The following is a 20138-nucleotide window of genomic DNA, read 5'->3' on the forward strand; positions in this document are numbered from 1 at the left end:
TAACGGCGGATGTCAGTTCCTTCTACCATGAGCTCAACCCAGACTTCATGCTCGACCCGGCTTTCGTGGTCGATGTGATGGGGGTGGAATTGTCCGCCCCTCAAACCAAGCTCCACCGCTTGTTCATTAACGCGCTAAAAGCTTGGGCTTCTGCCACCCCTCTGAAGAAGGGCTTGCCAGTCGGATTGCCTGCTTCTGCAGTCGTTGCAAATGTCGCCCTGGCGGAACTGGATCGAATGGTTGAGCGGCAAATAGTGCCGCTTTATTACGGCCGCTATGTAGATGATATCCTGTTGGTAATGGAGAACGGTGCTAGTTTTCGATCTACCAATGATCTGTGGGAATGGTTGTTTACGCGCTCAGATGGTAAGCTCGATTGGGTGCCAGACCAGAAGGGAAAGCAGATCAGATATCAGCCCGACTATTTGCGTGGCAGCCGGATCCTCTTTGCAAACGCCAAAAACAAGGTCTTCATGCTGGCTGACGAGCCTGGCAAAACACTGGTCGATGCGATTGCCCACCAGATACACGAGCGAGCGAGCGAATGGCGTGCCATGCCCCGTCTGCCACGTTCTGCAAGTCACGTGGGCACTGACCTTCTTGCCGCCACGCAAAGCGATGGCGAGGCCGCAGACAATTTGCGCAAAGCCGATGCGCTGACCATGCGCCGAGCTGGTTTTGCAATCAAACTGCGTGATTTCGAAGCCTATGAGCGTGACCTTCCGCCAGAAGCTTGGAAAGAGCATCGCCGAGCCTTCTTCGGTGCCTTTGTTCAGCATGTGCTGGTTTTGCCGCAGTTTTTTGATCTGGCGGTCTACCTGCCTCGGGTAATAAGGCTGGCCACGGCTTGCGAGGACTTTGAGGACCTGCACAAGATTCTTTCGGCACTTGAAAAGATATACGAGCAGGTGCAGGCTGGTTGCAGCTTGGGCATCAAGGCGAGTCCAGAAGACGATCCATCCGACCTGCCGAACAACCTTGCTAAGTGGCGCAGTCAGCTTGCTCGAAGTATTTTGGAGTCCATCACTGCAGCCTTTCCGCCACGCCTTTCAAAAGCTGGCAAACAGAATTGGGACAAGTACCTGAAGGACTGGCAGGACCGCTGGCTTCCCGGCTGGGAGTTCATGTCTCGGGATTTTTCAGTCAAGGGCTATCAAGCCCAGCAGGCTCGGCTTTTCTCGTTTGATCTGGCGCACTTGCCTTTCCGCTTTATTGGCCTGCCGAAGGAGATGGTGGCCCAGCGTGGGATTCCGGCCAAGAAGACGGTGGTTACCTGTACCAATGCCATCGACCTGCTCCCAGTTAGCGTGCTGGACGGCATCAGGCAACTGGCCCAATGGCTCAGCTGCAAAGGTGTTCCACACGGGCTGCTGTTTGCGACGCGTCCGTTCAACTTGCCGGAACTGTTCATTCTGAACAAGTCAGCCTATGACGCTATGCAGCGCAGGACCATGCAAGCCGTCGTACTTGCAGTGCGCGGCTTCAAGCTCGGCGACGTCGCCCCTTGCTTTGACAAGCATGGCGTACTGCAAATTTCAGATGGCCAGCCCCAGCGCCGTTACGGAATTGCAGTCTCCAGTTGGAAAACAGGCATGGCAAGTTGGACTGCCTCGGTCATGCGCATGCCTGATCCAGACGTCGACCGCTATGCCCGCTTGTGCCGTTTACTAGATGGCGTAATCGCCCAACCGCAGCAAAGCCGTTATCTGGTTTTGCCGGAGCTTGCCCTACCAGCACACTGGTTCATTCGTATCGTCCGCAAGCTACAGGGGCGAGGTATTTCGTTGATCACCGGGGTTGAGTACCTGCATGCCCGCAAGTCAAGGGTGCGCAACCAAGTTTGGGCAGCTCTTTCACACGATGGCCTAGGCTTTCCGTCGCTGATGATTTACCGCCAAGATAAGCAGCGCCCGGCCCTGCATGAGGAACAGGAACTGAAACGCCTCGCTGGGCTTGAATTGAGGCCTGATAAGACTTGGAAGATTCCGCCTATTCTGCAACATGGTGACCTGCGCTTTGCTCTGCTTATCTGTAGCGAGCTAACTAACATCAGCTATCGCGCTGCCTTACGCGGAAAGGTGGATGCGCTGTTTGTGCCCGAGTGGAACCAAGACACCGAAACTTTCAATGCACTGGTCGAATCTGCCGCTCTCGATATTCACGCCTACATCGTCCAATGCAACGACCGACAGTACGGAGACAGTCGTATCCGCGCTCCGTTCAAGGAAAGTTGGCAGCGCGATTTGCTGCGGGTCAAGGGCGGCATTACAGATTATTGCGTGATCGGAGATGTTGATGTGCAGGCGCTACGTCAGTTCCAAAGTAGCAACCGCTCCCCAACCAGACCGTTCAAGCCAGTGCCGGACGGATTCGAAATTGATTCTGGCCGCAGGGTACTACCAGCAGAGTAACCCAACGCTGGACTCTGAGCACGGCAGTTTAGCTTCGGCCAGAGGTCAGATGAATCTGCATGCGAGCAAATGTCTGGACTTCCCAGGCGTGGCCTTAGTGAGCTTAGGCCAAATGCCCGCCAAAGGCGAGCGCGAGTAAACACGGTAGTTCTGTGTTGGGGTTATGTCGGAATTCGCCTTCTAGCCGTATGCAAAAGGCCTCTCCCCATTGCACAATTAATCATTGCGACGAAAGGAGAAGAGCTTGTGCTGCTCGGCTCTGATCCGTGTATAGAACCGTGGAGCTAATCTTCCGCATGCATCCTTCGCTGAGGGGTCTTCTGACATATTTTGCTAAGTTGACAACTATATTGCCAGCTTCTGAGTAAACCGCCTTGCTTGCTAGCAGCGCTAGATCATTGCAGTCTATCCCGTCTTTGATTTGTGGAACGGTTTTGTATAGAAATGCTGGAATTTGATCGTAAAGCATGCCGGCTACTGCATCTTTAATGTCAGATAAACTGACTGTATTAGTGGCTGCCTTTGGTGGGTTGTCGGGCTTCTTTGGTTGACCTTGTGTTGCTGCTTTTGATGAAGATTGTGAAAATGCGTTCTGAAATCGCACGAGGGCTTGCAGTTTTGGACTGTGGGATGTGCTCAAAATCTCATCTTTGGTCCAGACATATATTCGATCTTGAGTGTTTCGTGGTTTTACCATAAATACGTGGTTGGCAGAAACTGGCCACAAAGATCCATTGCATACTGCAGTCGCCGAGTCTTGTGGTACCACAAACCCTATTGCTGAGGTCGGTAGTTTTTCATAGCCACAAGAAATTCGTGTGTCTCCTTGAGACTCACGCCATTTTCTATTGATTTCTGTGAGATATGAATTGTTTGAGCTTGTGAGGTTGGATAGTGCGGAATTGTTAGGTAAAAACAACTTTCCAATGGCTGCAAGGTCGGATCCATTGGATGGGGAGCCCATTGATATTATTAGCGGTATTTTTACTTCTGAAAAGAAGTCTGGCTCTTCGGCCATCAGAGAGCGCAGGGCGAGATTTCCCATTGAGTGGGCGATAAAATAGACTTCCTTGAATTGCTTTCCTGATGCAAGTCCGATATTCTTAATATCTGCTCTAAGACTCTGCCCCATCTCCTTTAGGGTCATATTTCCATTTAGCAGACCGGCGTTGTATGATAAAGAAAAAATCCTGAATTCCCTTGATATATCAATATCTTCTGCTAATAGCTTTGTCCATACTTCATTTGTTTCTGGATTCTTCCAGCTCTCTTCGGGATGGCCGTTTAGGCCATGAATAAAAACGATCGCTTTCTCGGCTTGGTTTGAGGAAAGCGAAATGGTCGACGGAATTTCTATGCTGGATGAAGCGCAGCCAAGAAGATTAAAAGTAAGAAAGATCGAAAGTACGAATCGGATCATTGTCAAAATCCTCCACTATTCATGGGTGCGGCCTGTCGCGACTACTTTCCCCAACTATCCTTCAACCCCGTCACCCGGTTGAACACCACCTTCCCGCCCACGCCGTGGTCCGCGCGGTCGGCCACAAAGTAGCCGTGCCGTTCGAACTGGAATTTCTGATCCGGCTTCGCGGCGGCCAGTAATGGCTCCACGACCGCCGTCACCACCTTCAGGCTGTCGGGGTTCAGGGCGTCCAGGAAGTTCTTGCCGCCCGCGTCGGGTTGCGGGTCGGTGAACAGGCGGTCGTACAGGCGCACTTCGGCGCTCACGCCGCTGGCCGCGCTGACCCAGGTGATGGCGGCCTTGGCCTTGACGCTGTCGGCGCCGGGGGTGCCGCTCTTGGTGCCGGCAATCACTTTGGCGTGCACTTCGGTCACTTTGCCGTCGGCGTCTTTGGCGCAACCCGTGCATTCGATGACGTAGCCACCTTTGAGGCGCACGACGTTGCCGGGGAAAAGCCGCTTGTAGCCCTTGGGCGGCACTTCTTCAAAGTCTTCGCGCTCGATCCACACGTCCTTGCCGATCTTGAACACGCGGTCTGGCGGCGGGGTCTGGCCTTCGGCAATGGCGCTGTGGGGCAGGGCGGGCTGGGTGCAGTCTTCGGTGTAGCCGTCAGAGCCGAACACCTCGGCCCAGTTGGTGAGCACCAGCTTGACGGGGTCGAGCACGGCCATGCCGCGGTGGGCCTTGTTTTCCAGGTCTTCGCGCAGGCAGCCGTCGAGCGTGCTGTAGTCGATCCAGGAATCGCTCTTGGTCACGCCGATGCGTTCGGCAAACAGCTGGATGGCTTCGGGCGTGTAGCCGCGGCGGCGCAGGCCGACGATGGTGGGCATGCGCGGGTCGTCCCAGCCGCTGACTTTTTTCTCGTTCACCAGCTGCGCCAGCTTGCGCTTGCTGGTGATCACGTAGGTCAGGTTCAGGCGCGCAAATTCGTACTGCCGCGGCGGCGGGGCCTTGAGCAGGCCGCCTTCGCACAGACGCTCCAGCAGCCAGTCGTAGAACGGGCGCTGGTCTTCAAATTCCAGTGTGCAGATGCTGTGGGTGATCTGCTCCAGCGCGTCCTCGATGGGGTGCGCGAAGGTGTACATGGGGTAGATGCACCAGGCGTCGCCCGTGTTGTGGTGCGTGGCGCGGCGGATGCGGTAGATGGCCGGGTCGCGCATGTTGATGTTGGGCGAGGCCATGTCGATCTTGGCGCGCAGCACGGCGGCGCCGTCGGCCAGTTTGCCGTCGCGCATCTCGCGGAAGCGGGCCAGGTTCTCGTCGGGTGTGCGCGTGCGGAAGGGGCTGTCCACGCCGGGCTTGCCGAAGTCGCCGCGGTTCACGCGCATTTCTTCGGCGGTCTGTTCGTCCACATAGGCGTGGCCGGCGGTGATGAGGTATTCGGCCGCGCGGTACATGAAGTCGAAGTAGTTCGACGCGTAGTACAGGTGGTCTTCGGTCTTGCCGTTGAAGCTGCTCTGCCAGTTGAAGCCCAGCCACTGCACCGCGTCGAGGATGGAGTCCACGTACTCCTTTTCTTCCTTCTCGGGGTTGGTGTCGTCAAAGCGCATGTGGCAGACGCCGCCGTAGTCGCGCGCCAGGCCGAAGTTCAGGCAGATGCTCTTGGCGTGGCCCACGTGCAGGTAGCCGTTGGGTTCGGGCGGGAAGCGGGTGCGGATCTTGGCCGGGTCGGGCTGGCCGGCATCGTGGAAGGCGGCATCACCCGGGCCGCCGCCCCACTGGCGCTGGGCGTAGGTGCCTTGCTCCAGGTCTTTTTCGATGATCTGGCGCAGGAAGTTGGAGACCTTGTGCTCCTCGCCGTCTGCGGCGGCGGGAACGTTGTTTTTAGAGGCGTTGGAAGGGGCGTTTTTGGGGGTGTTCGAGCTCATCCGGCCATTCTAGGCCGGCGCTTGCAGGGTCTCGGGCTGCTGCTTCTTCAGGTCTCGAAACTCTGCCCCGACCTAGATGTTGTTCGACTTGTCGATGTATGAGCTGATGGACTTGATGTTCTGGTCGGGTCCGAGGTGGAGCTTGATAAGGATGTCGCGACGATTTCCTTTGATCCCCTCGCCGCGATGGGTCGAGTAAACGATGTCGCTGGCCGACTCATCGACATTCCCTTCACCAAGACCGCGCAGAAACTCCAGTGCCCTGCCTCTGCTGGTCCCGATCGGCAGACGGCTGGCGACGATGCTGCTGGTGTCGGCCCGCTGGGTGGCCACATTGGGGATCGGTGCGCCGTAAATCTCTTTCAGCCATGCTGCTTCGTCGTGCGTGGGGTTCGTTTGCTGGGCGGGTACCTCCTCCTGGTCCGAAAGACAGGCTTGGACCCATGGCTCCGCGGCGAGTTCTTCAAGCGACGGGTCCGGACGCTTGACTCGGACGAATCCGGCGTAGCAACGGCCACCCTTGCCATCCAGATCGCCGAGCTTTTCATCGCACAGATGCAAGGGGCGGTCGATGGTTTCCCAGCCGTCTTCACACTCGGTGCGGGTCTCACTGCCCGGGCGCCCGCAAATGCGGGTGCGCCGTGCTTCGACAGATGAGACTGCTTCGGCGACAACCCTGCCGTCGTAGCTCTTGTAAGACGCGACATACGACCAGGTGCCGCAGATTCGCTTTCCCCGCTGTAGCAACAGGTAGCGGCTGCACAGGTCGGGGGAGTCGTTGCGCCCGCAGGACACCCAACTACCTGCGAACGGCGCCGACACCTTGGACTTGCCCCCGCTGCTGGTGTTTGTCGGTTGAGCGCCAGCTGCCATCGCCACCGCGATCAACATCGGGAAAAAGACTTTCTTCATTGGTTGCCTTGCCTACCTCGTTGAACGCAGAAAACAGGCGTGTCGTCGGGCCCCAGGGGAGGGATCAGTGGGCGAGCGCAGGTTCCTGCACGCGAACCGGCTCGGGTGCCGACGCGGTCGCCGCACTTTGAACCGGCGCCTTGTCTGCCTGCACCATATGGCCCACAGACTCGTCCACCCCGGTGTTGGCCGCCACCTTGGCGTCGATCTGCGTTTCGCGCAGCGGCTCGCCCTTGGCCTGCTGCGCGAACCGGATCTGGCCGTCAACGACCTTGAGGCCAGTGATGTCGGTCATGCCCTGTTCGCGGGCTGACTGGGCGACGGCAAAGACGGTGTTGTCCATGCCCCGGTCCCAGGTGAGCTTGTGCTTGTCCGCCAACGCCCGGACATGGCGCTCGGCGTCCCGCAGCAGCTCGCGGCTGGTGTCGCCCAACTGGGCCAGCGCCTCGGGGCGGCGGTAGAGCGCGTCCTGGAGGTAGCCTTTGTCGAGGGCCGCAGTCCAGGCGGTGGCGTTGGCTTGGCGGTCTTCGAGGCCTTTGACTGTTCGACCGACCCTGCCGGTGTTGATGATCGAACCCGCGTCCGTGACGCTGGCTCGGTCTTTAGTCTTTGGCTGGACGTTGTCTTTCCAGTATTGAATGGCCAATGTTTCGGCGTTGCTTGGGTCTGCTGCCAGCTCGGGTCGGTTGACCAAGTCCAGTCCGGTTTTTCGCTGGTAGTCAGCGTAGTTGTCACGTCCGGTCAACTGGATGTAGCCGCGGCCTCGGTACTTGTGGCCATCATTCGGTTCGGTGTTCCCAAGGGCATCCTTTCCCCATTCACCGCCGTAAATCTTGTTTGCAATCGCCTGTCGCCGCTGCTGAGGGTCCTCGATGGCCGCCAGTTCTCCGGCTTCCTTTTCGGTGGGTCCGTTGCGGGGCGGTACCTTGCCTCCGCCCTTGAAGGTGTCCCACAGGACGGAACCCCGGTAGTTCAAGTTTTCCTCAAGGCGAGAGAAGTTCTGGCTCTCGTGCTGCGTTTGCCCCATGAAATTCGCCAGTTCCTTGGCGTCGGTGATGCCGCTGCGGTAGGCGGTCACCAACAGCGACTCGGCCCGCTCGCGCTGCCGGGCTGTGGCAAGCCCCGGAACGACGGGGTCGTTGGCGCTCATGGTTGTTTGGCCTTGGCTTTTTCGGCTTCAAGTCGCTCCCGCTCCTTCTCCTTCCAGACCGAATCGCGCGTCACACCTGCGGCAAAGTAAGGGTCGAACTCCAGCACACGGGCACATGCGCGGCTCTTGTCCTTTGTGGTGATGGACCAGCCGTCGGGCAAATTCTCCCGCGTCCAGCCACCACCCCCCTGCGGGTCGGCGGCGTCCTGTTCCGAGAAGAAGAAGAACTCTCCCTTCTCGGACGTGACAAACAGGTACGGAACAACGTGGGCGGAAACGCCTTTGTAGAAGTGTTGTTTGTAGTCGTATGGATTGGGCGGGTAGCTGTGCTGCACCACCCCTTGCGGTGTGCCGACGACCAGATAGGCATAGCCCGGGTTGTCCTTGAGTGGGCCTTTGAATGTTGCGAGGTCCTGCGACGCGCACATGGACAACAGCCGGTGATCGTGCAGTTCGCAAGAGAAACGAACCGATTCCTGAGGTTTGCAGAGGTGGGTGACCTGAGTCTTGCGGTCGGCTGCTGTTGAAGATGCCGGGCCTGCGGCACAGGCACTCAGTGAAACCGCGGTGATGGCGCCCAGCAGCACCGATGCCGCTGTAAAGCCGCGAAAGCGTGGTGAATGGTTCATGTTGGTTTGCAGCCGCCGATGGGCTCGGGCGGGGTGTGTGACAGGTGGCCGCATTGTGCCGATTGCGGCGTGCGCTGCAATCCCGCAAACGGGGCAATCCTGGGGCGGGAACCTGGCAGGGCACCGAGTAGTCCAGTGGTATGTTGTAAAAAAATTTCTGTCTTGACAGAAATTTCAGACGGACGCACCATCGAACCCATGGAACTGACCGAATCTGCCCGCCGCTTCGTGGTGCACTGGGGTGAAATGGGGACCGCCTGGGGCGTGAACCGGACCGTGGCCCAGATCCACGCCCTGCTGTTTTTCCACGGTCGCCCGCTGCACGCTGAAGAGATTGCGACCACGCTGGTGGTGGCCCGCTCGAATGTGAGCACCAGCCTGAGCGAGTTGCGCAACTGGGGCCTGGTGCGGCAGACGCAGGTGCTGGGCGACCGGCGCGACTACTTTGAAACCTCTTCTGACGTTTGGGAGCTGTTCCGCACCATCGTGCGCCAGCGCAAGGAGCGCGAGTTCGTGCCGACGGTGCAGATGCTGCAGACCCTGGTGGCCTCACCCGAGTTCGAGAGCGAAACGCCCGACGCCCAAGACCGCGTGCGCGAGACGCTGCGTTTCATGCAGACGCTGGGTGCCTGGACGGACGAGATGCTGCGCCTGTCGCCCGCCACGCTGGAGAAGGTGATGCGCCTGGGCGCGTCGGTGCAGAAGTTCGTGCGCTCGGACAGCGGCAGCTGACCGGGCTTTTTTTTGATTGTGTATTTCTGTTTTGACAGAAATAAAAAAAACAAGGAGCGATGCAATGACCACCAGCCTGTACCCGCTGACCCTGTACTACGACGGCGGCTGTCCGGTGTGCCTGGCAGAGATGCGCAATCTGATGCTGCGCAACCAGCGAGCGCAGCGCCTGCGTTTCGTGGACATCGCGGCGCCGGACTTTCAGGTACCGGCCGGCGTGACGCGGGAAGAGCTGGCTGGGTTGCTGCACGCGCGGGCACCGGACGGCGCCTGGCTGCGCGGGGTGGACACCTTTGTGGCCATGTACGAGGCTGTGGATCTCTCATGGGTGGCGCGCTCGCTGAGCTCGCCGGGGTTGCGGCCGCTGGCCGACCGGCTGTACCCGTGGGTGGCTAGGCACCGGTATCTGTTTCCCCGCTGGCTGGCGCACCTGGTGTTCGAGACCGCCATGCGCCGGGCGGCACAGAGGGCGGTGCCGGCCTGTTCCGGCGGTGTGTGCGAGAGGGGCGGATCATGAACGTCTGGTTGCTGGGAGCGTCGGGGTTTGTGGGGCGGCATGTGGCGCGGGCGTTGCACGACGCAGGGCACACCTTGGTGAGCCGCCCGCGGGTGGACATGGCGCGGGCTACGGCGGCCGAGGACTGGCTGCCGTATCTCTCGGGTGTGGATGCGGTGGTGAATACGGTGGGGGTGCTGCGCGACTCGCGCCAGCGCCCGATCTGGCCGACGCACGCCAGCGGGCCGCAGGCACTCTTCGACGCATGCGCCAGTGCGGGCGTGCGGCGGGTGGTGCAGGTCTCGGCCCTAGGCATCGAGGACAACCCGACCGCCTACGCGTGCAGCAAGCGCGCCGCGGACGAGCATTTGCTGGCGCTGGCCGCGCGCGGGGCGCTGGAAGCGGTGGTGCTGCGCCCCAGCATCGTCGTGGGTGAGGGCGGCGTGTCCAGCGGGCTGTTCCGCGCGCTGGCCCGGTGGCCCTGGCTGTTGTTGCCGGCGCCGGTGGCGCGCGGGCGGGCGCAACCTCTGCACGTTGACGATCTGGCCGCTGCGGTGGTGGCCGGTCTGCGGCCGGAGGTGCAGGGCACGTTCGAGCTGGCCGGGCCGGAGGTGTTTACCCTGCAGGCGCTGATTGCGCACTGGCGCGAGGCGCTGGGCCACGGGCCGGCCCGCGTCGTACTGCTGCCGGATGCGCCAAGCCGCTGGAGTGCACGGCTGGGCGACGCCGTGCCGCTGACGCCCTGGGGCAGCGAGACCCTGGCCCTGCTGGCGCGGCCCAACACGGCCGAAGCGGCCACGCTGCATAGGCTGTTGGGGCGGGCACCGGTGTCGGTGCGGCACTGGCCGCAGGCGGGTGCGACGCGTGCGCAGGTGGAGGCCGTATGAACGCACCCGAGCGCTGGAGCCTGGTGGCGCTGTGGTGGGGCACGGCCGTGGTGTCGGCGCTGGGTTGGGGCGGCATCAGCCACGGGCTGGTGCGTGCGCCGGGCTGGGTGCCCGAGGCGATGGTGTCGCCGCTGGTGGCCGGCGGCATCGCAGTGGATGTGCTGATGGGTGCCTGGCTGGCGTGGCGCCCGGGTCCGCCGGCCTGCCGCGCGGGGCTGGCCGTGGTGGCGCTGTTCACCGTGTTCGCCAGCGCCATGGTGCCGGGCGAATGGCTGCATCCGCTGGGGCCGCTGCTGAAGAACCTGCCGATTGCCGCGCTGCTGTGGCGCGGTGCCCATGAGCCTTGCGAAAGAGGAACACCATGAACCTGTACCTGTGGGTCAAGACATTGCACATCGTCTCCAGCGTGGTGCTGGTGGGCACGGGCTTCGGCTCTGCCTTCTACCTCTTCATGGCGCACCGCAGCGGCTCGGTGCCGGCGCAGGCGGTGGTCTCGCGCCTGGTGGTCCGGGCCGACTGGTGGATGACGACCCCGGCCGTGATCGTGCAGCCGCTCAGCGGCTTCGCCATGGCGAATCTGGCCGGCTGGCCCCTGACCACGCCGTGGATTGCGCTGTCGCTGGGGCGCTATGCGTTCGCCGGGGCCTGCTGGCTGCCCGTGGTGGCGCTGCAGATCCGCATGGCGCGGCTGGCGGCGGTGTCATCCGCCCGGGGTGATGGGACATTGCCCGCTGCTTACTGGCACATGGCCCGCTGGTGGGAAGGCCTGGGCTACCCGGCTTTCGCGGCCATGCTGGTGGTGTTCGCGCTGATGGTGGTCAAGCCACCGCTGTGGGGCTGAGCGCCCGTTTGTCGGGGATCGGTCAGATGCTGGTGTGTCCCCAGCCGGTGCCCTGCACCAGCCGCTCCAGCGCGAACGCACCAAGCACCGAGTTGCCCTTGGCGTCCAGCTCGGGCGACCAGACTGCGACGGTGCCCACGCCGGGCACGATGGCGACGATGCCGCCGCCCACGCCGGTCTTCACCGGCAGGCCGATGCGGTAGGCGAAGTCGCCTGCCGCGTCGTAGGCGCCGCAGGTCAGCAGCAGGGCGTTGACGCGGCGCGTGGCGTCGGCGCTGAGGAACTGTTCGTCCGGTTCGCCCAGTCGGCCCAGGTCGCGCCCGTCGTTGGCCAGGAACAGGGTGGCCTGGGCCAGCTGGGCGCAGCTCATTTCGGTGGCGCACTGGCGGCAGTAGTTGTCCAGCACGGTCTCGGGCTCGTTGCGGAAGTTGCCGTGGCTCTTCATGAAATACGCCATGGCCATGTTGCGGTGCGCGGTCTCGCGCTCGCTGCGCGCCACGCGCGGGTTCCAGTGCAGGTTGGGTTCGTCGGCCAGTCGGCGCAGCGCGCCGAGCAGGGCGTAGTCCAGGTGGGCGTAACGGGTGGTGAGGATGTCGGTGATGACCAGCGCGCCCGCGTTGATGAAGGGGTTGCGCGGGATGCCGTTTTCGGTTTCGAGCTGGACGATGGAGTTGAAGGCGGCGCCGGAGGGCTCGCGGCCCACCCGCTGCCATACCGCGTCGCCTTCGATCTTGAGCGCCAGCACGAAGGTGAACAGTTTGGTGATGCTCTGCAGCGAAAACGGCGTGTGGGCGTCGCCCACGCTGTGGGTCTGGCCGTCGACGGTGGCGATGGCCAGACCGAACTGGCGCGGCGGCACCTCGGCCAGCGCCGGGATGTAGCCGGCCACGCGGCCCTGGCCGAACAGCGCCTGGGCGTCGTGGTGGATCTCGGCCAGCAGGGCCGGCAGGTCGGTGCGCTTTGTCATGGTGGGCGCGGATTCTAGGCGGGTGGGCGCCATAAGCCGACAGGGGGAGCGTTTCGGGGGTGTCAGCGGCAGACGGTTTCCGATATCGTTGGCCTCACTTTTAAAACAGGCTGAAGCGCCGCGCCGACTGAGGGACCCCGACGATGAACAAGGACCAGGACAACCCGGACACCTTCGTGATGGACGAGCAGTCCGAGTGGGAATCCACGCAGGTGGATGACGTGTTCCTGCCTTCAGTCCAGGTGCTGATTCGCTGGAGCGACTTGGAGGCGGCGGTGGAGCGCGGTGCGGTGGTGCCTTCCGAGGCGCACGGCCTGTGGGCCTCCTGGGCTGCCCCGGGCAGCCCGCTGCGGCGCATCGGTGTGGCGGTGGATCAGGCCTACAAGGCGCCGCCGGTGGAAGACACCGTGGCGGACGATCTGCCCGACGAATTGCCGCCCGCGCACCAGGGCGGTGGCATCAAGCAGGTGGTGATGCTGCTGGTCGGCGCGCTGGCGGGGGCCGCGCTGATGTTCGTGCTGGGCAACTGAACGCCCGCACTCGCACTCACTGGCCGAAACGCGGCCCGTGGGTGAGAAACCCGGTTTCTTCGGGCGTGCTGTTGCGGCCGAGCACGGCGTTGCGGTGCGGAAAGCGGCCGAAACGCAGCACGATGTCGGCGTGTTCGCGGGCGGCCTTGAGGTTGCCCTGCAGCTTCTGCTGCAGCGCGGGCGGGCTCTGGCGCACCAGGGCCTCGAACTTCAGCACACATTCGTCCTGCAGCGCCGGGCTTTCGGCGTGCATCAGCGGCATGTAGAGGAAGACCCGGCCGATGGTGGGCAGATCGGCGTCCTGTTCGAGCGCCAGGCTCTGCAGCACCAGCCGCTGCGCCCGGCCGTCGCCGGCAAACGCGCGGGCCTGGCCCCGGTGCACGTTGCGGGTGAACTGGTCCAGCAGGATGATCAGCGCCAGCCGGTCCAGCAGACTGCTTTCCCACTCGACGAGCTGACCGTCCAGCGCCTGCCCGATGCGGCTGCCGAAGCGCTCGCTGATCTGCTGGTCCAGCGCGGGGCCGCCGCCGAACCAGAGTGCGCTGCGGTCGTCGCTGGGCCAGCCGGTCGACAGGCCGTCGCCGAACCAGAAATCGAGAATGTCCTTGGGAGTGGCAGACATGCGGGTAAACCAGGGGGTTGTTGTTACGAATGGCTACGAGTTTGACCGGCCGTGGGGTGCAGGTTACCGGGATTCAACCTGTAATTCAGGCACCGGGTCCGAATCCAGGCCCCGACACATGGAGAACCTCACGATGAACACCCTCTCACCCAGCCTGCACCGCACCTCGGCTTGGGCCCGTGGCCTGGCCGCCGTGAGCTTGGTGGCCGGCGCCTGGGCGCTGTCCACCGCCGCCAGCCAGGCGCAAGCACGCGATGTGTACTGGTCGGTCGGCGTGAACGGCCCCGGCGTCAGCATCGGCGCCTCCAACGCGCCGGTGGTGGTGCACCAGCCCCCCGCCTATTACCAGCCCCCTGCCTATTACTACGCACCGCCGCCGGTGGTGGTGCAGCCCGCCCCGGTGTACTACCAGCGCCCGCCCGCCGTGGTGTACGGCCCGCCGGTGGTCTATGCGCCACCCCGCCCGGTGGTGATCGGTGGCCACTGGCGCGACCGCCCGGACCGTTGGGACGACCGCGGTCGTGGGCGTGGTCATGGTCATTGGCACGACCACGGTCGCGGCCATGGCCGCGGTCACGACAGGGACCGCCGCGACTGATGCCGGCCGCCGCGGCCCTCAGCGGGCCGCGAAGCCGCGCGCGATGCGTGCCGCCAGCCGGGCGGCCACGCGCGCGGTGCGCCCCCCTTCGTCGAGCGGGGGGTTGAGTTCTGCCAGGTCGGCTGCCAGCACGCGGCCACTGGCCATCACCTGGTCCACCAGCGCTTCCACATGGGCCAGCGGCAGGCCCAGTGGGGCCGGGGCCGAGACGCCGGGCGCCCACGGTGCCGGCAGCACATCCAGACAGATCGTCAGATAGACCCCGTCGCAGCGCGCGAGGTCGTCGGCCAGTGTGGCCTGCGCCTGCGCCAGCTGCTCGGCGGACTGCAGTTCTTCGTCCAGACGGTGGCGCACGCCCAGCGCGGCCGCGCGGTCGAACAGCGCCTGCGTGTTGGCAAAGCGGCTGATGCCCAGCACGTGGTAGTCGAACGGCCGGCCCTGGGCCTGGCACCAGTCGGCGATCTGGCGGAACGGTGTGCCCGAGTTGCCCTGGGCGGCCAAACGCAGGTCAAAGTGGGCGTCGAGGTTGACGATCAGCACGCGCCGCCGGTCGGGGTGTGCGCGCGCGATGCCCTGGAACGTGCCCCAGGCAATTTCGTGGCCGCCACCCAGCACCAGCGGCCGGCAGCCCTGGGTCACCACGCTGGCGATGCGTCCGGCCAGGGCCTCTTGCGCGTCTTCCAGCGTGTGGCTGGCGCCGTCCACGTCGCCCGCGTCCCACAGCGCGGGTTCGCCCAGAACCGGAAGGTTGGCCAGCGCGCCGCGCAGCGCGCGCGGGCCCTCGGCGGCGCCGGGCCGGCCGCCGTTGCGGCGCACGCCCTCGTCGACCGCAAAGCCGATCAGGGCCACGCCGTCCTGCGAGGCAGCGTCGAAGGGGCGCACCACGTGGTGCCAGCGGCGGCTGTCGCCGACTTCTTCGCTGTCGGTCCGGCCTTGCCAGACGAAGGGGCTGTGCTCAGAGGTGTTCATGTGCGCTCCAGGCCCGCCGCCACAACACGGCGGCAGGGGTTGTGGCCGAACCAGTAGGCCAGTTCGTTCGGGTGGTCGAGGTCCCAGGCGACGAAGTCGGCGCGCTGGCTGGCGGCGAGCTGGCCGCGGTCGTGCAGGCCGAGCGCTTGTGCGGCGTGGACGGTGATGCCGCGCACGGCTTCCAGCGGTGTGAGGCGGAAGAAGCCGCAGGCCATATGGGCCGCCAGCAGCAGCGACAGGCCGGGGGATGTGCCGGGGTTGTGGTCGGTGGACACGGCCATGGGCACGCCCGCCTCGCGCAGCGCCGCGATGGGCGGCAGCTTGGTTTCGCGCAGCATGTAGAAAGCGCCGGGCAGCAGCACGGCCACGGTGCCGGCGGCCTTCATCGCTGCTATGCCTTCGCTGCTCAGGTGTTCCAGGTGATCGCACGAGAGCGCGCCGAACGAGGCCGCCAGCGCGGCGCCGCCCTGGTCGGAGAGCTGTTCGGCGTGCAGCTTGACTGGCAGGCCCAGCGCGCGTGCGGCTTCGAACACGCGCCGCGTCTGGGCCGGGGTGAAGCCGATGTTCTCGCAGAAGGCGTCGACCGCATCCACGAGGCCCTGCGCGTGCAGCGCCGGCAGCCATTCGCACACCGCCGTGATGTAGTCGTCTGGCCGGCCCTCGAATTCCGGCGGCAGGGCGTGCGCGCCCAGGAAAGTGGTGCGCACGTCGACGCGGCGGTCGCTGCCGAGCTGGCGCGCCACGCGCAGGCAGCACGCCTCGGCCTCCAGCGACAGGCCGTAGCCGGACTTGATCTCCAGCGTGGTCACGCCCTCGGCCATCAGCACCCGCAGGCGCCGGGCGGCGCTGGCGAAAAGCTCGTCGTCGCTGGCGGCGCGCGTGGCCGCCGCGGTGGAGCGGATGCCGCCACCCGCGCGGGCGATGGCCTCGTAGCTGGCGCCGTTGAGCCGCATCTCGGCCTCGGCCGCGCGGTGGCCGCCGTAGACCAGGTGGGTGTGGCAGTCGATCAGGCCGGGGGTGACCAGCAGGCCGCCGAGGTCCACCTCGTGTGCGGGCCGTGCGTGGGCGGGCAGGCCTCGGTTCGGGCCGACCCAGGTGATCCGGTCGCCGACGGTGAGCAAGGCGCCGTCGTCGACCAGGCCCCAGCCGTCGGTGCCGTGGCTGGCGTCCAGCGTGGCGAGGCGGGCGTTGTGCCAGAGGGTGGTGGTGGTCATGGGGTGATGCCTTCGGGGATGTGGTGCAGCCACCAGCCAACGGGCGCTTCGGGTGTTGCGGGGGCGTCGGGTTCGAAGCGCCAGTCGCCCGGCGGTGGTGTGTCGAACCAGAGCAAGCCGAGGGCGGGCAGGGTGAGTTCTTCCGTTCCGTTGCGCCAGCGGCCTGGCACCCGCGCGAACAGGCCGGCCTGGGCACCGACGGGGGCTTGCCAGGCGGCGCCAGGCAACACGGCGGCCATGCCTCCCGAGCCGCCGCGGCTCATCAGGTTGAGGTCGCGCACCGGGCCGCCCAGCAGGCGGCAGGCGGGCGCCGAAGCGCCGTCGAACACCAGCGGCGCGTCACCGGGGCGCTGTTCACGCTCGCGGCCGGTGAAGTCCAGCGCCACGCCATCGCCTTCGAGCACCACAAAATGGCGGGCCACGCCGGGAAAGGCCGAGAACGGACCGTCGCTGGCGATGTCCGCCACGCTGAGGCGGCAGCGCCAGTCCTGCGGCGAGGGCCAGGCCAGCAGCTCGCGCGTGAGCCCGCCGCCGTTGCGCCAGGGCACCGCGGGGACATCGCTTGTGACGACCTGCCGCATGGCGCCTCAGTGGGTCCAGAGGCCGGCGAGCGCGTCGGCGTTGCCCTCGGCCGCGCGGCCCTGCAACACCAGGCCGCGCGCGGCTTCGATGTCGGGCGCGAACAGGCGGTCCTGGTCGTAGAACGGCACCTGCGCGCGCAGCGTGGAGTGCGTGGCCTGCAGGCGCGGCGAGGTGGTGAGCGGCCGGTGGAAGTCCACGCCCTGCGCGGCGGCCAGCCATTCGATGCCGAGGATGGTGGCGGTGTTGTCGGCCATCTCGGCCAGGCGGCGCCCGGCGTAGGTGGCCATGCTCACGTGGTCTTCCTGGTTGGCGCTGGTGGGCAGGCTGTCCACACTGGCCGGGTGGGCGTGCGACTTGTTTTCCGACGCCAGCGCGGCGGCGGTGACGTGGGCGATCATGAAGCCGCTGTTGAGGCCCGGGTTGTCCACCAGGAAGGGCGGCAGGCCCGAGAGCGTGCTGTCGATCAGCAGCGCGATGCGGCGCTCGGAAATGGCACCGATCTCGCTGATGGTCAGCGCCAGCGTGTCGGCCGCAAAGGCGACCGGCTCGGCGTGGAAGTTGCCGCCCGAGAGCACCTCGTTGGTGTCCACAAACACCAGCGGGTTGTCGGTGACGGCGTTGGCCTCGGTCAGCAGGGTGCGCGCGGCGTTGCTGATGAGGTCGCGGCAGGCGCCCATGACCTGCGGCTGGCAGCGCAGGCTGTAGGGGTCCTGCACGCGCTCGTCGTTGTCCATGTGCGAGCGGCGGATTTCGCTGCCCTGCAGCAGCGTGCGCGTGACGGCGGCCTGCGCGATCTGGCCCGGCTGGCCGCGCGCGGCGTGGATGCGCGGGTCGAAGGGCGCGTCGCTGCCCTTGGCGGCGTCGACGCAGAGCGCGCCGATGGCGGTGCCGGCTTCGAGCAGGCGCTCGGCCATAAACAGGCCGTGCAGCGCGAGTGCGGTCGATACCTGGGTGCCGTTGATCAGGGCCAGGCCTTCCTTGGCGGCCAGCGTGAGAGGGGCGATGCCGGCCTGCTTCAGCGCCTCAGCGGCGGGGCGGATCTCGCCGTTCACGCGCACCGGGCCTTCGCCCATCAGCGCCAGCGTCATGTGCGAGAGCGGCGCGAGGTCGCCCGAGGCGCCGACCGAGCCCTTGACCGGGATCACCGGCATCACGCCCGCGTTGAGCAGCGCCAGCAGGGTGTCGATCACCACCGGGCGCACGCCCGAATAACCGCGCGACAGGCTGGCCGCCTTCATCAGCATCACCAGCCGCACGGTGGCGTCGCTCATGGGCTCGCCGGTGCCGACCGAGTGCGACAGGATCAGGTTGCGCTGCAGCTGTTCCAGTTGCTCGTCGGGGATGCGGGTCTTGGCGAGTTTTCCGAAGCCCGTGTTGATGCCGTAGGCCGCATCGCCCTTGGCGACGATGGCGTGGATCGCGGCGGCCGAGGCGTCGATGGCGGCGCGGGCTTCACTGGTCAGCGCGACGGTGACGGGCTGCTGCCAGACGGCGCGCAGGTCGGCCAGGGTCATCTGGCCGGGGTTCAGGGTCAGGGTGGTGCTCATGGGTGCGGTGTCTCTTTCGATCAGCCAATCATCGGCAGTTTGAGGCCTTGCTTCTTGGCGGTGGCGATGGCGAGTTCATACCCGGCGTCCGCATGGCGCATCACGCCCGAGCCGCAGTCGTTCACCAGCACACGCGCCAGGCGCTCGGCCGCCGCATCCGTGCCATCGGCCACGATCACCATGCCCGAGTGCTGCGAGTAGCCCATGCCCACCCCGCCACCATGGTGCAGGCTGACCCAGCTGGCACCGCCGGCGGTGTTGAGCAGGGCATTGAGCAGCGGCCAGTCGGACACGGCGTCGGTACCGTCCTTCATGGCCTCGGTCTCGCGGTTGGGACTGGCCACCGAGCCGGTGTCCAGGTGGTCGCGGCCGATCACGATCGGGGCCTTGAGCTCACCCTTGCGCACCATCTCGTTGAAAGCCAGTCCCGCCAGATGGCGTTCACCCAGCCCCAGCCAGCAGATGCGCGCCGGCAGGCCCTGGAAGGCTATTCGCTCGCGCGCCATGTCCAGCCAGCGGTGGGTGTGTTTGTTGGCCGGGAACAGTTCCTTGATCTTGGCGTCGGTCTTGTAGATGTCTTCCGGATCGCCCGAGAGTGCGACCCAGCGGAACGGGCCCTTGCCTTCGCAGAACATTGGGCGGATGTAGGCCGGCACGAAGCCGGGGAAATCAAACGCGTTCTTCACGCCCTGGTCGAACGCGACCTGGCGGATGTTGTTGCCGTAGTCCACGGTGGGGATGCCCATGGCCTGGAAGTCCAGCATGGCTTGCACGTGCACCGCACAGCCTTGTGCGGCCTCGGCGCTCAGGCGAGCGTGTTGCGACGGGTCGCGCTGCGCGGCCTTCCACTGTTCCACGGTCCAGCCGACGGGCAGGTAGCCGTTGATCAGGTCGTGCGCCGAGGTCTGGTCGGTCACCAGGTCGGGCTTGATGCCGCCAGCCTTCGCGCGCTTGACCAGCTCGGGCAGCACCTCGGCCGCGTTGCCCAGCAGGGCGATGGAGACGGCTTCCTTCTTCGCGGTGTGCTCTTTGATGAGTTCGAGCGCGTGGTCGATGTCGCGCGCCTGCTTGTCCACATAGCGGGTGCGCAGGCGGAAGTCGATGCTGCTCTGCTGGCACTCGATGTTGAGCGAGCAGGCGCCGGCCAGCGTGGCGGCCAAGGGCTGTGCGCCGCCCATGCCGCCGAGACCGGCGGTGAGGATCCACTTGCCCGAGAGATCATTGTTGTAGTGCTGCTTGCCGGCCTCGACGAAGGTTTCGAAGGTGCCCTGCACGATGCCCTGGCTGCCGATGTAGATCCAGCTGCCAGCAGTCATTTGGCCGTACATGAACAGGCCCTTGCGGTCCAGTTCGTTGAAGTGTTCCCAGTTGGCCCATTTGGGAACGAGATTCGAATTGGCCAGCAATACGCGCGGGGCGTTGCTGTGGGTCTTGAACACGCCCACCGGCTTGCCCGACTGCACCAGCAGGGTCTCGTCGTCGTTCAGGTCCTTGAGCGAAGCGAGGATCTGGTCGAAGCAGGCCCAGTCGCGCGCGGCGCGGCCGATGCCGCCGTAGACGACCAGGTGCTGCGGGTTTTCGGCCACCTCGGGGTCGAGGTTGTTCTGGATCATTCGGTAGGCGGCTTCGGCAATCCAGTTCTTGCAGGTCAGCGTGTTGCCGCGCGGGGCGCGGATCACGCGGCTGGGGTCGAGGCGGGGGTCGGTGTTGGTGGTCATGTC

Annotated in this window: 20 protein-coding genes; 8 read left to right on the plus strand and 12 right to left on the minus strand. The window is 64.8% G+C overall.

Features of this window, described 5'->3' with window-relative positions:
* A partial coding sequence (locus tag HFL01S_RS20295) for a reverse transcriptase domain-containing protein (RefSeq protein WP_066261974.1) occupies positions 1–2411 on the plus strand: 2411 nt, incomplete at its 5' end.
* Between the two features lie 220 nt (positions 2412–2631).
* Here the strand turns inward: HFL01S_RS20295 and HFL01S_RS25215 are convergent.
* The 5 genes from HFL01S_RS25215 to HFL01S_RS20315 all read right to left on the minus strand — a co-directional run bounded on the left by HFL01S_RS25215 (position 2632) and on the right by HFL01S_RS20315 (position 8432).
* Positions 2632–3831 (minus strand): esterase/lipase family protein, encoded by a 1200-nt coding sequence (locus HFL01S_RS25215; RefSeq protein ID WP_157538975.1) that lies wholly within the window; start codon positions 3829–3831, stop codon positions 2632–2634.
* A 41-nt stretch (positions 3832–3872) separates the two neighbouring features.
* Positions 3873–5741, minus strand: coding sequence for a glutamine--tRNA ligase/YqeY domain fusion protein (locus tag HFL01S_RS20300; protein ID WP_066261976.1), 1869 nt, complete (start codon positions 5739–5741; stop codon positions 3873–3875).
* A 72-nt stretch (positions 5742–5813) separates the two neighbouring features.
* Complete coding sequence (locus HFL01S_RS20305) at positions 5814–6653, minus strand: hypothetical protein (RefSeq protein WP_066261981.1); 840 nt, start codon at positions 6651–6653, stop codon at positions 5814–5816.
* A gap of 64 nt (positions 6654–6717) precedes the next feature.
* Complete coding sequence (locus tag HFL01S_RS20310; RefSeq protein ID WP_066261987.1) at positions 6718–7803, minus strand: glycoside hydrolase family 19 protein; 1086 nt, start codon at positions 7801–7803, stop codon at positions 6718–6720.
* Positions 7800–8432, minus strand: a complete 633-nt coding sequence (locus HFL01S_RS20315; RefSeq protein WP_157538977.1) for a hypothetical protein — start codon at positions 8430–8432, stop codon at positions 7800–7802. The genes HFL01S_RS20310 and HFL01S_RS20315 overlap by 4 nt, the downstream gene beginning before the upstream one ends.
* A gap of 198 nt (positions 8433–8630) precedes the next feature.
* Between HFL01S_RS20315 and HFL01S_RS20320 the strand changes: the two genes are divergently transcribed.
* From HFL01S_RS20320 to HFL01S_RS20340, 5 genes are all read left to right on the plus strand, one after another.
* A complete protein-coding gene (locus HFL01S_RS20320) occupies positions 8631–9164 on the plus strand; it encodes a GbsR/MarR family transcriptional regulator (protein ID WP_066261993.1) in 534 nt (177 codons plus the stop codon).
* A 64-nt stretch (positions 9165–9228) separates the two neighbouring features.
* Positions 9229–9681, plus strand: a complete 453-nt coding sequence (locus HFL01S_RS20325) for a thiol-disulfide oxidoreductase DCC family protein (RefSeq protein ID WP_066261995.1) — start codon at positions 9229–9231, stop codon at positions 9679–9681.
* Positions 9678–10547, plus strand: a complete 870-nt coding sequence (locus HFL01S_RS20330; RefSeq protein ID WP_066261996.1) for an NAD-dependent epimerase/dehydratase family protein — start codon at positions 9678–9680, stop codon at positions 10545–10547. Before HFL01S_RS20325 ends, HFL01S_RS20330 begins: the two co-directional genes overlap by 4 nt.
* Positions 10544–10912, plus strand: a complete 369-nt coding sequence (locus tag HFL01S_RS20335; protein WP_066262001.1) for a DoxX-like family protein — start codon at positions 10544–10546, stop codon at positions 10910–10912. The genes HFL01S_RS20330 and HFL01S_RS20335 overlap by 4 nt, the downstream gene beginning before the upstream one ends.
* The gene (locus HFL01S_RS20340; protein WP_066262004.1) at positions 10909–11388 is read left to right on the plus strand and encodes a DUF2269 family protein; all 480 of its coding nucleotides are present in this window, start codon (positions 10909–10911) and stop codon (positions 11386–11388) included. The genes HFL01S_RS20335 and HFL01S_RS20340 overlap by 4 nt, the downstream gene beginning before the upstream one ends.
* A 22-nt stretch (positions 11389–11410) precedes the next feature.
* On the opposite strand, the gene HFL01S_RS20345 is transcribed toward HFL01S_RS20340, so the two are convergent.
* On the minus strand, positions 11411–12355 hold the full coding sequence (locus HFL01S_RS20345) for a glutaminase (protein WP_066262108.1): 945 nt from the start codon (positions 12353–12355) through the stop codon (positions 11411–11413).
* A 143-nt stretch (positions 12356–12498) separates the two neighbouring features.
* Here HFL01S_RS20345 and HFL01S_RS20350 point away from each other — a divergent pair, with 143 nt between their 5' ends.
* Positions 12499–12885, plus strand: coding sequence for a hypothetical protein (locus HFL01S_RS20350; protein WP_066262008.1), 387 nt, complete (start codon positions 12499–12501; stop codon positions 12883–12885).
* Between the two features lie 16 nt (positions 12886–12901).
* Here HFL01S_RS20350 and HFL01S_RS20355 read toward each other — a convergent pair whose 3' ends face one another.
* Positions 12902–13507 (minus strand): DUF924 family protein, encoded by a 606-nt coding sequence (locus tag HFL01S_RS20355; RefSeq protein ID WP_066262010.1) that lies wholly within the window; start codon positions 13505–13507, stop codon positions 12902–12904.
* 133 nt (positions 13508–13640) lie between these two features.
* Here HFL01S_RS20355 and HFL01S_RS20360 point away from each other — a divergent pair, with 133 nt between their 5' ends.
* A complete protein-coding gene (locus HFL01S_RS20360) occupies positions 13641–14105 on the plus strand; it encodes a hypothetical protein (protein WP_084383528.1) in 465 nt (154 codons plus the stop codon).
* Between the two features lie 18 nt (positions 14106–14123).
* Here the strand turns inward: HFL01S_RS20360 and hutG are convergent, their stop codons facing one another.
* Genes hutG through hutU form a run of 5 tightly spaced genes read right to left on the minus strand, consistent with a single transcriptional unit; the run spans position 14124 to position 20135 of the window.
* Positions 14124–15074 carry a formimidoylglutamase gene (hutG, locus tag HFL01S_RS20365; protein WP_066262016.1) on the minus strand — a complete coding sequence of 317 codons (951 nt, stop codon included), beginning with the start codon at positions 15072–15074 and terminating at the stop codon, positions 14124–14126.
* Complete coding sequence (hutI, locus tag HFL01S_RS20370; protein WP_066262019.1) at positions 15071–16288, minus strand: imidazolonepropionase; 1218 nt, start codon at positions 16286–16288, stop codon at positions 15071–15073. Before hutI ends, hutG begins: the two co-directional genes overlap by 4 nt.
* Entirely contained in the window at positions 16285–16869 is a 585-nt protein-coding gene (locus HFL01S_RS20375) for a HutD/Ves family protein (protein ID WP_066262021.1), read from the minus strand. Before HFL01S_RS20375 ends, hutI begins: the two co-directional genes overlap by 4 nt.
* 6 nt (positions 16870–16875) lie before the next feature.
* On the minus strand, positions 16876–18417 hold the full coding sequence (hutH, locus tag HFL01S_RS20380) for a histidine ammonia-lyase (protein ID WP_066262023.1): 1542 nt from the start codon (positions 18415–18417) through the stop codon (positions 16876–16878).
* A gap of 20 nt (positions 18418–18437) precedes the next feature.
* A complete protein-coding gene (gene hutU / locus HFL01S_RS20385; protein WP_066262025.1) occupies positions 18438–20135 on the minus strand; it encodes a urocanate hydratase in 1698 nt (565 codons plus the stop codon).
* Positions 20136–20138: the final 3 nt, after the last annotated feature.

The sequence above is a fragment of the Hydrogenophaga flava NBRC 102514 genome (genome assembly GCF_001571145.1).
GTDB lineage: Bacteria > Pseudomonadota > Gammaproteobacteria > Burkholderiales > Burkholderiaceae_C > Hydrogenophaga > Hydrogenophaga flava.

Coding starts and splice junctions, on each gene's coding strand:
- HFL01S_RS20305 (WP_066261981.1), bottom strand. CDS start 6,653: ATGAAGAAAGTCTTTTTCCCGATGTTGATCGCGGTGGCGATGGCAGCT.
- HFL01S_RS20360 (WP_084383528.1), top strand. CDS start 13,641: ATGAACACCCTCTCACCCAGCCTGCACCGCACCTCGGCTTGGGCCCGT.
- hutU (WP_066262025.1), bottom strand. CDS start 20,135: ATGACCACCAACACCGACCCCCGCCTCGACCCCAGCCGCGTGATCCGC.
- HFL01S_RS20300 (WP_066261976.1), bottom strand. CDS start 5,741: ATGAGCTCGAACACCCCCAAAAACGCCCCTTCCAACGCCTCTAAAAAC.
- HFL01S_RS20320 (WP_066261993.1), top strand. CDS start 8,631: ATGGAACTGACCGAATCTGCCCGCCGCTTCGTGGTGCACTGGGGTGAA.
- HFL01S_RS20330 (WP_066261996.1), top strand. CDS start 9,678: ATGAACGTCTGGTTGCTGGGAGCGTCGGGGTTTGTGGGGCGGCATGTG.
- HFL01S_RS20310 (WP_066261987.1), bottom strand. CDS start 7,803: ATGAGCGCCAACGACCCCGTCGTTCCGGGGCTTGCCACAGCCCGGCAG.
- HFL01S_RS20340 (WP_066262004.1), top strand. CDS start 10,909: ATGAACCTGTACCTGTGGGTCAAGACATTGCACATCGTCTCCAGCGTG.
- hutG (WP_066262016.1), bottom strand. CDS start 15,074: ATGAACACCTCTGAGCACAGCCCCTTCGTCTGGCAAGGCCGGACCGAC.
- hutH (WP_066262023.1), bottom strand. CDS start 18,417: ATGAGCACCACCCTGACCCTGAACCCCGGCCAGATGACCCTGGCCGAC.
- hutI (WP_066262019.1), bottom strand. CDS start 16,288: ATGACCACCACCACCCTCTGGCACAACGCCCGCCTCGCCACGCTGGAC.
- HFL01S_RS20355 (WP_066262010.1), bottom strand. CDS start 13,507: ATGTCTGCCACTCCCAAGGACATTCTCGATTTCTGGTTCGGCGACGGC.
- HFL01S_RS20315 (WP_157538977.1), bottom strand. CDS start 8,432: ATGAACCATTCACCACGCTTTCGCGGCTTTACAGCGGCATCGGTGCTG.
- HFL01S_RS20325 (WP_066261995.1), top strand. CDS start 9,229: ATGACCACCAGCCTGTACCCGCTGACCCTGTACTACGACGGCGGCTGT.
- HFL01S_RS20375 (WP_066262021.1), bottom strand. CDS start 16,869: ATGCGGCAGGTCGTCACAAGCGATGTCCCCGCGGTGCCCTGGCGCAAC.
- HFL01S_RS20345 (WP_066262108.1), bottom strand. CDS start 12,355: ATGACAAAGCGCACCGACCTGCCGGCCCTGCTGGCCGAGATCCACCAC.
- HFL01S_RS20335 (WP_066262001.1), top strand. CDS start 10,544: ATGAACGCACCCGAGCGCTGGAGCCTGGTGGCGCTGTGGTGGGGCACG.
- HFL01S_RS25215 (WP_157538975.1), bottom strand. CDS start 3,831: ATGATCCGATTCGTACTTTCGATCTTTCTTACTTTTAATCTTCTTGGC.
- HFL01S_RS20350 (WP_066262008.1), top strand. CDS start 12,499: ATGAACAAGGACCAGGACAACCCGGACACCTTCGTGATGGACGAGCAG.